The organism is Flavicella sediminum (genome assembly GCF_006381105.1).
In the GTDB taxonomy this organism is placed as follows: Bacteria; Bacteroidota; Bacteroidia; order Flavobacteriales; family Flavobacteriaceae; genus Flavicella; species Flavicella sediminum.
Genome location: NZ_VDET01000002.1, coordinates 1,322,020 through 1,334,630 on the forward strand (window position 1 = coordinate 1,322,020; position 12,611 = coordinate 1,334,630).

Here is a 12,611-nt window from a genome sequence, read left to right on the forward strand (position 1 = left end):
TGGCCGCATATGTGGATGAATATTTTTTATAAGATACTTGCTTTTATAGAAGGATAATCTGATTGTCTAATGGAAATTAGCCCAAAAACAGTTTCTCCTTTTTTAATAGTTTTATTCGTTAAATCTAGATCATTTAACTCCTGTTTGAATTTTTTATTTGATTTACCAGCGTATACCATATTTCCTAAACTTATGGCAGGTCCTAAAATTAAACCAATTGGAAAAATTGGTTTTGTTTTCGTAATGGTTGAACCTCCAAAACTTTCACTTTCGGTTTTGTTAAGCGTAACAGGGGCTAACAATAAATACCATAAATGAGATGCTGGATGCTGTCTTACGTTGTCATAAGCTTCATTAGGAGCAAGAATGTTTAACGGTCTATCAGAATAAGATACTAAGTTAAAATCTGTTCCAAAAACGATATCTCTCTCCGTGTTATTTTTAATTTTAACAGAGACAATGCGGATGTCGTTTTTTTCTGCGTATTTTCTGTATTTCTTTCTTAAGGTATTGTATTTGTAGGAGACTTCAATATTATTGTCCTTGTTAATTGATTGGTAGAGTGTTCTTTTGGGGTTTAAAAGCTCGTATTTACTGGCACAACTAGTTAGCAATATTAAAACAACAGATAGGGTAATTAAATTTTTCATATTTTTTTGCCAAAAGTATTGTTTATTTTTTAATCAGTCTTGAATTTCATTTAAAATTCCTAAGGCTTTCTTAATAGAATCTATTTTTATAAAGGTAATTAGCAAGCGCAATCCGTCTCGGGTTTCCTTTTCTTTCATGACACAGCTTTTAGAATTTTTTTGCACATATTGTAGCATGCTTGTAAAGGTAGGTGAGTTGTAATAGTCACTTTGCTGATCGGACACAAAATAACCAATCATGCGTTTTTTCTTTAGGACTAATTTTTCAATTCCTAACTTTTTAGCAATCCATTTGATACGAACACTGTCTAATAAATCTTCCACCTGAGTTGGAATTTCTCCAAATCTATCTTTTATTTTTTCTTCAAATTCAACTAATTTTTCTTCGGTTTCAATGTCACTTAATTCATTGTAAAGAAGTAATCTTTCAGATACAATATTTATATAATCGTCAGGGAATAATATTTCAAAATCGGTGTCAATTTGAATTTCTTTTACAAATTCTTTTGGTCCCGCGTTTTCTTCTGTTGGGTATAAATCTTTGAATTCGTTTTCTTTCAATTCATCAATAGCTTCTTTTAGAATTTTTTGATAAGTATCAAAACCAATATCATTGATAAAGCCACTTTGTTCACCACCTAACAAATCACCAGCTCCTCTTATTTCAAGATCTTTCATGGCGATATTTATTCCACTTCCTAAGTCAGAAAATAGTTCAAGTGCTTCAATTCTCTTTCTTGCTTCGGTGGTCATGTGTTCATAAGGTGGTGTGATAAAATAGCAGAATGCTTTTTTGTTTGAACGTCCTACACGACCACGCATTTGATGTAAATCAGACAAACCAAAATTGTTGGCATTGTTGATAAAAATGGTATTGGCATTTGGAACATCTAAACCACTTTCAATAATGGTTGTTGCTACCAAAACATCAAAATCACCATTCATAAACGACAGCATCAGTTCTTCTAATTTTTTACCATCCATTTGTCCATGACCGATTCCTACTTTTACATTGGGTAGCAAACGTTGAATCATTCCTGCCACTTCCTTTATATTTTCTACACGATTGTGTACAAAAAATACCTGTCCACCTCTTGAAATTTCGTAGTTGATACCGTCTCTAATGGTTTCTTCGCTAAAGCGAATAACATTGGTTTCAATAGGATGTCGGTTAGGGGGTGGCGTACTGATGACTGATAAATCTCTTGCTGCCATCAATGAAAATTGCAAAGTTCTAGGAATAGGTGTTGCGGTTAGCGTTAAGGTGTCAACATTTTCTTTGATGGTTTTTAGTTTGTCTTTTACGGCAACTCCAAATTTTTGTTCTTCATCAATAATTAGCAAACCAAGATCTTTAAACTCCACTTTTTTGTTCACCAATTGGTGGGTTCCTACAACAATATCAATTTTTCCTTCTTTGAGTTCCTTGATGGTTAAATTTCGCTGTTTGGTTGTTCTAAATCTGTTTAGGTAGTCAACCGTAATAGGAAAATCTTTTAATCTTTCAGAAAAAGTTTTAAAGTGTTGGTAGGCTAATATAGTCGTTGGCACAAGTACGGCAACCTGTTTTCCATTGTCTGCGGCTTTAAAAGCAGCACGTATAGCGACTTCTGTTTTTCCAAAACCAACATCGCCACAAACCAAACGATCCATGGGTTGTTCATTTTCCATGTCTTTTTTTACATCCTGAGTTGCTGTAAACTGATCAGGGGTGTCTTCGTACATAAAACTGGCTTCCAACTCGTGTTGTAAATAGCTGTCAGGTCCGTATTGAAACCCTTTTTCAAGTCTTCTTTTTGCGTATAGTTTAATTAGGTTAAAAGCAATTTCTTTAACTCTTGTTTTTGTTTTTTGTTTTAATTTTTTCCAAGCGCCAGAGCCTAGTTTGTATACTTTAGGTGGCTTGCCGTCTTTTCCGTTGAATTTTGAAATTTTGTGTAGAGAGTGAATACTCAGGTACAAAATATCACGATCTCCGTAAATTAATTTTATGGCTTCTTGTTTGTTTCCTTCAACATCAATTTTTTGCAATCCGCCAAATCTACCCACACCATGATCCATATGTGTAACAAAATCACCAACCTCTAAAGTGGTTAACTCTTTTAAAGTAATATTTTGTTTTTTTGAAGAATTGTTACGGATGTTAAATTTGTGATAGCGTTCAAAAATTTGATGATCACTATAACAGGCAATTTTATTTTCTTCGTCTATAAACCCTTCGTAAATAGGTAAAACAACGGTAGAGTATTCAATTTTATTCACATTTTCTTCATCTATAGAAGAAAAAATATCGTGAAATCGTTGGGCTTGTTTTTCATTGGTACAGCACAAAAAGTTTTTTATGCCGTTGGCAGTATTCGCATTTAAATCTTTTATTAATAAGTCAAATTGCTTGTTAAAAGAAGGCTGAGATTTGATTTGAAAATTAAAGGCATCCTCCGATTGAAAGCTTGTGTTGTGCCCCATGGAAACTCTAGAGAATTCTAAGAGTTGGCTTTTAATTAAATCGCCATTGGCAAAAAGTTCACTGGGCTGACTGTGTTTAATTTCTTTCGATAATTTCTCAAAAGCTAGCTCTGATTTTTCAAAAAGTTTGTCGAGGTGCCCAAATAATAAATGGGTGTTTTTTGTGAAAATAACAGTTTCGTTCGAAATATATTTTAAAAAACTTTCTCGGTTTTCTTGAAGCAATTTATTTTCAACATTGGGCATAATGTTGATTTTTTTTAAAGTACCAGTAGAGAGTTGTGTTTCAATATCAAATGTTCGGATGCTATCAACATCATCGCCAAAAAATTCAATTCGATACGGTTCTTCATTTGAAAAAGAAAAGACATCAATAATTCCTCCTCTAACGGCAAATTCACCAGGTCCTGAAACAAAATCGACACGGTTAAATTCGTATTCAAATAATACTTCATTGACAAAATCTAAAGAGAGTTGGTCGTTAACCCCGACTTTTAAAGTGTTTTTTTCTAGCTCTTTTTTTGTCACTACCTTTTCAAATAAAGCCGTAGGATAAGAGACAATTATGGCCGGTTTTTTTCTAGAATTGATTCTGTTTAAAACTTCGGCACGCAATAAAACATTGACATTATCCGTTTCACTTATCTGATAAGGTCTTCGATAAGAGCCAGGATAAAAAAGCACATTTTTTTCTCCTAGTAAATGTTCTAAATCGTTTAAATAAAAGGCAGCTTCTTCTTTATCATTTAAGATCATTAGAAAAGGTTTGTCCGTTTTTTTAAATAATTCGGAAAGATAAAAAGAGAAGGAAGATCCTGTTAAATTTGAAATTTGGACGTGACAATTCGGTAAAGAAAGCTTTTGGGCAATCTTATGTATAGTAGCGGATTGTTCAAAATGACCAACAATTGTTTGCTTACTCAAGAGAAAATATTTTTGACAAAGATAATTTTTTTTATAAAATGAGGAAGAATTGAAACAAGTGACTCAAAATAAAATTCTTAACTCTTGAAGTAGGGTATTGTAGGAGTAGTATGTTTAAATAATAAAGAAGAAATTGTTTGGCAACAATATTGACAATTGTTTGTAGTTGTAGTTGTTAATATTATATTTGTCTGATTGGTATTAGAGGATAATATTTTATAGTGATTTTTATGAGTTGGAGAAAATTTTTGGTTGGAGTAGTGGTGTTGTTTTTCTGTTTTGGAGCGAATGCACAAAAGAAAAATGACAAATGGGTTTTAGGACTTGGAGGAAGTTTTATCAAATTCTCGGAGACGAGTACCGCTTTTCCTGGTGAGAGCTTTAATTTTCAAATTCCGAATATCTTTATAACTAGGTATATTCAAGATGGTTTTTCTGTAGAAGGAGGCGTGACTCTGCCTGTTCTTAAAGGTGTTACGAATTTGTATAGTAATAAATTTGAAATCATGTCTATTGATGCCTATGGAAGCTATGATTTTAAAAGGTCTGAAGAAATATTTGTTCCTAGGGTCATGTTAGGAGCTAGTTTATTAATTAAGGATTTGGTTTCTAAAGCGATTTTTTTGGACGTAGGAGTAGGTGCAACTTATTGGCTAACATCACGAGTTGGATTAAATAGTAAGATTGTTTACAAGCAATTAGTTGCGGGAGGCTCTGCTACTTTTGATTCTCATATGCAGTTTTCTGGAGCGCTTGTCTTTTCTTTGAGTGATTACAGAAAGAGAACTAGAAGAGGTGCTGGTTTCTGTTCTTATTAATTAGCTACCTAAATTGCTGCCAAATTTCAATCCTATAAAAAGGGTTCTAGGATTTGATGGGCCGTAAATATAATTACTGTCTCTGTTTTTTCCTGAATCGAAATCGCTTTGGTAAGCGTCAAATAAATTTTTTACTCCCCCAAAAATTTCAAGCTTGTTTTGCTGTGTTATTTTGAAAAGGTATGAAGATTTGAATCCTAGCTCCGTAAAGGCTGAAGATTGCACATAGGTTCCAATAGTTTCATTCGTGTTTTCTGGGTTTGGGATTAAATGAAGAATGTCCATTTTTCCCGTTTGAACTAAATTAATAGCTGTTTTAAATTTTTTATTCGGTCTAATTGTTAGTGTTGCGTAGCCGTAATTATTGGGTGTTCTTAAAAACTTTCTTTTGGCGGGAAGATTGCCGAAATTGTCAACTGCAGTGGTAAATAAACTAGATTGAAAAGTGTAACCTCCTTCAAATTGAAGTATTTGGTCCCAGTTGAAGCGAGCTTCTAAGGTAATTCCTTTTACCGTGGCTCCGTCACCATTTCTTTTTTCAAATAATTCACCATGTCCATCTTCTCCTAGCGGATGTAAATAAAAAGCATCTTGCAAATGGGTGTAAAAACTTTCTAAAGTAAAACCATAAATATAATGTTCAGTGGGTTTGTCGAAATTTAAAGAGGTGCTAAAACTGTTTGAAGTTTCTCTTTTTAGGTTGTCAGACAAAGTGACTCTCGAAATACCACCACCTGCAAAAGCAATATGTAAATCGGTATCAAAGGCTTGCGGAGCTCTAAAGCCTTTTCCCCAGGTTGCTCTTAATTGTGTACGTGGTATTGGCGTGTATAAAAAAGAAATTCTTGGGCTAAAAACAGTATTAAGTAGGTTTTTGTTGTTTGCAAGATCAACCAATTTATGATGGTCGAAACGAACACCTGTGACCAAATTTGTTTTTTCTGAAATTTCCCAATCACTTTGCGCAAATACGCCCGTGTTTTTTGTCAATTGGTCTATTTTGTATTGGTAGGCTTCTATGTCATCAACAACGTCATCTTGAACAAATTCTGACCCGATCGTCAATACATTGGTTCCGTTTAAAAAGTGCTCTAATTTATGATTTAATTGTATTCCTGCTTGGAAGGTCGTTGTTTTTGAAGTTCCATAAGGAGGGTTGGCCTCATGGGCTGCAATGGCGTTTGGTTCGTCAGGGAAAATACCCGTATAATGGTCTCTATCCGTATATTGAGACGCTAGGTAAGTGATAAAAGAACTTTTGTCTTCATTGAAATTTATTTGGTAATCGATGTTTCCAACATAGACATTGTGTGTTCTTTCTTCAGATTGTTGACTTAAATGTGGTGTTTTTTCAAGCATGTCTCCACCATATCTAAATTCGTGTATTTTGCTTAAGTTGATTTCAATTTTTTGATTTTCAGTAGGAAGAAAAAACAAACTAGTTCCGAAAGAAAGGTTGTTTAATTGCGGTAATTCTGAAAAATGATCATCGTTGGCGTCGTACAAATCTCGATCTCTTTTGTTAAAAAAGAAGGAAATCCCTTTGTCTACTAAATCGTTTACAAAAGTTGCATTTGCTGTATAGATATGGTCGTCAGCTCCATCTGTATTTAAGTAGGTGTAGCCAACAGAATAATCGTTTTTTTTAGGAATTTGGGTAATAACATTAACAGTACCACCAACAGCACTTGAACCATACAAAGCAGAACCACCACCTCTTACAACTTCTATTCTGTCAATCATATTGGTTGGAATTTGCTCTAAGCCGTACAAACCTGTAAGTGGACTGAAAATAGGCCTCCCATTTATTAGTATTTGCGAATAGCCTCCTCCTAGTCCATTCATTCGCAATTGTGTGTAATTACAGGTCTGGCAGTCGGTTTCAACTCTTAGTCCTGTTTGGAATTTTAACCCTTCAGATAAATTACAAGCCTGTACATCGTTTAGTTTTACGCTGTTAATTACATTTACAATCACCGGACTTTTGGTTTGTCTTTTGTCGGTACGTGTTCCTGTAACCGTTACTATATCTAGTAATTTTGAATGTTCTGTGAGTTCGAAATCGTAGTGAATTTCTTTTTGAGAATCGGATAGGTAAAAAGTTTTTGATTTTGAAAGATAGCCCGCATAAGAAGCAACCAAGGTTATTTCATTCGTGTTTTTTGTTTCTATAGAGTATTGGCCGTTGCTGTCCGTAGTGGTGCCTGTTTGGTTGTTTTTAACAAGAACGGTTGCGTAAGGTAGTTTGTTTCCTGCGCTAGAGATATTTCCTGAAAAAGTAATTTGTGCATTTAAACTTAAAATGCTGCTAACAAAAAAGAAGAACAATCTTTTTTTCATGATCTATAATTTAATTTGTGCAAATATATAAATTATTTTTAGACTTGTCTAAAAATTAGTTTTCGTAAATATAAATATGTTGTATATATTTGCACATCATGAATTTAGATTTATCTCAAACGGAAGAAAATTACTTAAAAGCAATTTTTAGTCTATCCATAGCAACTTCCAAGGCAATTAGTACAAATGCTATTGCAGAAAAATTAGAAACAAAGGCTTCTTCTGTAACAGATATGATTAAAAAATTATCTGACAAAGAACTTGTGCATTATAAAAAGTATCAAGGCGCTAGTTTGACTGTAGCAGGAAAAGCGATAGCGGTTCGTATTATTCGAAAACACAGATTGTGGGAAGTTTTTTTGGTAAAGCATTTAAATTTTAAATGGGATGAGGTGCATGATGTTGCAGAACAGTTAGAGCATATCAAATCGACCAAATTAACCCAGCAGTTAGATGAGTATTTGGAGTTTCCTACGCACGATCCGCATGGAGATCCAATACCCGATGAAAACGGAAATATTGATTTTCATACGGGTGTTATGTTGTCTTCTATTTTGGCAAGTGAAATTGCGATCATAATGGGGGTCAAAGATTCTACTTCTTCCTTTTTAAAATATTTAGACAGTTCAGGAATAAAATTAGGTAGTGTGGTTGAGGTCTTGCATAAAGAAGAGTTTGACAACTCTATGCTAATTCAAATTGAAGGACAAAAATTATCGATTTCTCAGCAAATTGCAAAAAATTTATACGTTAAAAAACAAAGATAATGATAGAGCAAATAGTAACATATTTTGAATCCATAAACCCAATTTTAGCAGCGTTTTATGCGACAACTTTTACTTGGTTTCTAACGGCTTTAGGAGCATCGTTGGTTTTCTTTTTTAAGACATTGAATAGGGCTGTATTGGATGGAATGCTTGGTTTTACTGGAGGAGTAATGGTAGCAGCAAGTTTTTGGAGTTTGTTAGCGCCCGCAATTGATATGAGTCCGGGTGAAGGTTTTACAAAGGTAATGCCGGCAGCAATTGGTTTTTTCTTTGGAGCTGTGTTTTTGTTTGGTTTGGATAAAGTTTTGCCTCATATTCATATTAATTTTAAAGAAGCTGAAGGGATTAAAACACCTTGGCATAAAACAACTTTATTGGTATTGGCAATAACGCTTCATAACATACCAGAAGGATTGGCTGTAGGGGTTTTATTTGGTGGTGTTGCTGCCGGATTTGACGGAGCGACTATTGGAGGTGCCGTGGCTTTGGCTATTGGTATTGGTTTGCAAAATTTTCCGGAAGGATTTGCGGTTGCTATGCCTTTAAGAAGACAAGGTGTAAGTAGAAGAAAAAGTTTTTGGTATGGGCAATTGTCTGCTGTTGTAGAACCCATTGCAGGTGTTTTAGGTGCTTGGGCAGTGATGTCGTTTCAGGCAATTTTGCCGTACGCTTTGGCTTTTGCTGCGGGTGCAATGATTTTTGTCGTAATTGAAGAGGTAGTTCCTGAAACCCAACAAGATAAGTATACAGATATAGCAACGATGGGATTTATTGCAGGTTTTATTATTATGATGAGTATGGATGTAGCTTTGGGTTAAGGTTGTGTAGTTAATAGAAATTTAAGTATATTTAGAACGAATCAAAGAAATTTTTAATAACTACTAAAATAAAACACAATGGCAATATCTGATATATACGCTTCGGGTGTTCATAAAAGAAATTTGGGTCATTTTGCTAATATTGTAAAATTAGCACTGTCCGACAATCAGATTTCAGAGAATGAACAGCACATTTTAATGAGACTAAAAAAACGCTTGGAAATTGGCGATGCTGAGTTTGATCAAATCATGAAAAATCCGGCAAGTTATCCAATCAACCCTCCTGTAGATCGAGACAGGCGTTTGGAACGTTTTTACAATTTGGTCAGTATCATACAAGCCGATGAAATTGTTAGGAGTGAAGAAATTGTTATCCTTAAAAAAATAGCAATTGGATTAGGCTTTACAACAGATAAAATTGAAGCTTTGGTTGAAAAAGCAATTGCATTAGTGACCAATAATAGCTCTCAAGAAGATTTTGTAGAGGAAATGAAAAAAGAGTAAAAAGTAACATTAATTGACTATTTTTAAAAACCGAACATTTGTTCGGTTTTTTTATAGAATTATTTTTTTAAAATGAATCCAACAACCTCATTTAAAGTTTACAATGCCTCTGCCGGTAGCGGTAAAACATTTTCATTAGTGAAAGAATATTTGAAAGTGGTATTAGCCGCGGAAGGTAATTATGCGTTTCAAAATATTTTGGCCATTACTTTTACCAATAAAGCTGCGGCTGAAATGAAAGAAAGGGTTTTGGAAAATCTAAGGTCTTTTGCTGATGGAGAAAACAATCCAATGCTTGATTTGATCAGTGTAGATTTAGAAATTGATAAAAAGAGTCTGCAAGAAAAAGCAAAAAAAATATTAGACAATGTTTTGCAAAATTATTCTGCGTTTCACATTACTACCATTGATAGTTTTACACATAAAATAATCAAAACATTTGCTTACGATTTAGGACTGCCTTTAAATTTTGAAGTGGAATTGGATGGTGCTAGTTTGCTAAGCGAAGCCATTGATGTACTAATTTCTAAAATTGGAATAGATAAAAAATTAACGGAAGTTTTAATCGATTTTTCCATTCAAAAAATAGGAGAAGATAAATCCTGGGATATTTCATTAGACTTGAATACCATTGCCCAGCTTCTTTTAAAAGAAGAAGATGCCAGTCAGTTAAAAAAACTAGATAGCACAAGATTAGATGATTTTAAAAAATTAGAAAAATCACTGTCGAAACAAAAAAAAGAAATTGCAGATAAGTTTATAGATTTTGGTAAAAAAGGTTTACAAATTATTGAGAATTTGGGAGTGAAACCAAATGACTTCTCTTATTCTGACTTGCCTAATTTTTTTAAAAAACTGCTTTCTTTTCCAAGTAGAAAAATTGGCGATATAAAATTCTCGGGCAGACTGCATAGTAATATTTCAAAAGGGGTATTGTATACAGCTTCCAAGGGGGCTGCCATTAAAGCAATTATTGATGGTGCTGAAAGTGAATTGATAGGTTTGTATACTGAAATTGAAAACTATTTTGAACAAAATTATTCAAATTATGTATTGATTCAACTGGTGTCAAAAAGTTTAATTCCGTTGGCGGTTTTAAAAAATATTGAAAATGAATTGACGGAGATTAAGACACAGAATAATATTTGTTTGAATTCTGAATTTAATCAGATGATTAGTGCTAAAATTAAAGACGAGCCTGCGCCTTTTATTTATGAACGAATTGGTGAAAAATTTCAGAATTATTTTATCGATGAAATGCAAGATACGTCTTCCTTGCAATGGGAAAACTTAATACCGTTAATAGAAAATGCTTTGTCGCAAGAAAAAGGAAGTCTGCTGTTAGTAGGGGATGCAAAACAAGCTATTTATCGTTGGCGAGGTGGTAAGGCAGAGCAGTTTATCAACTTGGCTTCTGAGGGGAAAAATTTCGCAAACAACCCTTTTTATTTAAAAAAACAAATAGAAGATTTAGAAACCAATTATAGAAGTTATAGTGAGGTTATAGAATTCAACAATTCTTTTTTTACACATATCTCTAAATTTTTAAATCATCATCAGTATCGTGAGCTGTATGTGACTGGTAATTCGCAATTAATAAATTCAAATGAAGGAGGTTATGTAGAGTTGAATTTTATTGATAAAACCGATTTAGAAACTGACGAAAAAAATGAGGCTTATGCAAAACGCGTTTTAGAAATTGTTTTGGATGTAGATCCAGGTTTTCAAAGAAGTGATATTTGTGTTTTGGTTAGAAGAAAAAAAGACGGAGTGCAAATTGCAGATTATTTGACGCAAAATGGCGTGCAAATAATTTCTTCTGAAACCTTGTTGGTTGGGAATAGTTTAAAGGTTCAGTTTGTGATCAGTTTATTGAGATACATAAAAAATCCTTTAGACTTGAATGCTAAATTTGAAGCCTTGGCTTTTTTATACAAGCATTTAGCTATCGTAGAAAAAGAACATGTTTTTTATGCAGATTTAATAGCTGTTGATGGCACGGATTTTTTTGAGAAATTAAAAAATTATGCCATTGTATTTGACTTTGAAAATTTTCTTCAATTGCCTTTTTATGAAAGTATTGAAGAAGTGTTGCGAGCTTTTAATTTATTCTTTGAAAATGATGCGTATGTTCAATCATTTTTAGATTTTATTTTAAGTTTTCAAAGAAAGAAAATGAGTGATTTGTCTTTGTTCTTAGAGTTTTGGGATGCTAAAAAAGATAAATTGAGTATTGCCGCTTTGGAAGACTCAAATGCTGTTCGAATTATGACGATCCACAAATCTAAAGGATTGGAATTTCCAATTGTAATTTTTCCTTCAGAATTAAATATTCAGAATGAGATAGATCCAAAAGTTTGGTATGAATCTTTAGATACAACCGTTTTTTCTGGTTTAGAAACCTCTTTGGTAGCTTGCGGTGAAAGTCTTGCCCTAACAGGAGTCTTAGGTAGTGAACTTTTAGAACAGCGTAAGATGGAATTGGCGCTAGACAATTCTAATTTATTATATGTTGCTTTGACTAGGGCAGTAGAGCAATTGTATATTATTACAGATTATAAGGTAGATAAAAAAGGAGAAGAGAATACCAATTGGTTTTCAGGTTTATTTATCAATTATTTAAAATCGCTTACTGATGAAAATAGTTGGGATTCCTCAAAGTTAACCTATGAATTTGGATTTAAAAATAAAATTTCAGTCGCTCATGAAGATGCCAATGAGATGCAGACAGAAATTCAACAAACAATCATTTCTTCTTCATGGAAAGAGCATGGCGTTTCTATTGTCGCTAATTCTTCTGAGAACTGGGGAAGCGTTCAAGGATCTGCTATTGAATATGGCTTGTTAGTACATGAGATATTGTCTAAAATAAAAACTGTAGAGGATGTGAATCGCGTTGTTTATGGTTATTTGTCTGCAGGGAAAATAAAAGCAGAAAATGAGTTTGAAATAAAATCCCTGCTCTTAAAAGTAGTAACGCATCCAGAATTGCAAGACTATTTTTCGAAAAACATGAAGGTTGTTTGTGAGCGTCCTTTTTTAATAGAAGGTCAGGAATTGATCATTCCAGATCGATTGGTTTTTGATGGTGACGATGTTTTTATTGTGGATTATAAAACGGGAAGCCTAAATAAAGCGCATAAAACGCAGATTCAAAAATATGGAGAGAAGCTGTCTGAAATAGGATACAATGTGGTGAGAATGTCTATTGTGTATATAGAAAAGGAGATTTTTGTGCGACATTTAGTTCTTAACTAATGTACATAATTCAGCAAATAGAAATACTAAACGATAAAAATATGTTAATGTTTGTTAGTTTTTTAT

General features: G+C 33.4%; 8 protein-coding genes. 5 read left to right on the forward strand and 3 right to left on the reverse strand.

Annotated elements, in window-relative coordinates; all coding sequences use genetic code 11:
* Positions 1-26: 26 nt before the first annotated feature.
* On the reverse strand, positions 27-650 hold the full coding sequence (locus tag FGM02_RS05745; protein ID WP_139957353.1) for a hypothetical protein: 624 nt from the start codon (positions 648-650) through the stop codon (positions 27-29).
* Positions 651-683: 33 nt separating this feature from the next.
* Positions 684-4,040 carry a transcription-repair coupling factor gene (gene mfd, locus FGM02_RS05750; protein WP_139957354.1) on the reverse strand — a complete coding sequence of 1,119 codons (3,357 nt, stop codon included), beginning with the start codon at positions 4,038-4,040 and terminating at the stop codon, positions 684-686.
* Between the two features lie 230 nt (positions 4,041-4,270).
* On the opposite strand from mfd, the gene FGM02_RS05755 reads away from it, so the two are divergent.
* Positions 4,271-4,858 carry a hypothetical protein gene (locus tag FGM02_RS05755; RefSeq protein ID WP_139957355.1) on the forward strand — a complete coding sequence of 196 codons (588 nt, stop codon included), beginning with the start codon at positions 4,271-4,273 and terminating at the stop codon, positions 4,856-4,858.
* On the opposite strand, the gene FGM02_RS05760 is transcribed toward FGM02_RS05755, so the two are convergent.
* Positions 4,859-7,198, reverse strand: coding sequence for a TonB-dependent receptor (locus FGM02_RS05760; protein ID WP_139957356.1), 2,340 nt, complete (start codon positions 7,196-7,198; stop codon positions 4,859-4,861).
* Positions 7,199-7,296: 98 nt separating this feature from the next.
* Between FGM02_RS05760 and FGM02_RS05765 the strand changes: the two genes are divergently transcribed.
* The 4 genes from FGM02_RS05765 to FGM02_RS05780 all read left to right on the forward strand — a co-directional run bounded on the left by FGM02_RS05765 (position 7,297) and on the right by FGM02_RS05780 (position 12,545).
* Positions 7,297-7,965 (forward strand): metal-dependent transcriptional regulator, encoded by a 669-nt coding sequence (locus FGM02_RS05765; protein ID WP_139957357.1) that lies wholly within the window; start codon positions 7,297-7,299, stop codon positions 7,963-7,965.
* On the forward strand, positions 7,965-8,783 hold the full coding sequence (locus FGM02_RS05770) for a ZIP family metal transporter (RefSeq protein ID WP_139957358.1): 819 nt from the start codon (positions 7,965-7,967) through the stop codon (positions 8,781-8,783). The genes FGM02_RS05765 and FGM02_RS05770 overlap by 1 nt, the downstream gene beginning before the upstream one ends.
* 78 nt (positions 8,784-8,861) lie before the next feature.
* On the forward strand, positions 8,862-9,287 hold the full coding sequence (locus FGM02_RS05775; protein ID WP_139957359.1) for a tellurite resistance TerB family protein: 426 nt from the start codon (positions 8,862-8,864) through the stop codon (positions 9,285-9,287).
* Positions 9,288-9,359: 72 nt separating this feature from the next.
* Positions 9,360-12,545 (forward strand): UvrD-helicase domain-containing protein, encoded by a 3,186-nt coding sequence (locus tag FGM02_RS05780; RefSeq protein ID WP_139957360.1) that lies wholly within the window; start codon positions 9,360-9,362, stop codon positions 12,543-12,545.
* Positions 12,546-12,611 lie beyond the last annotated feature (66 nt).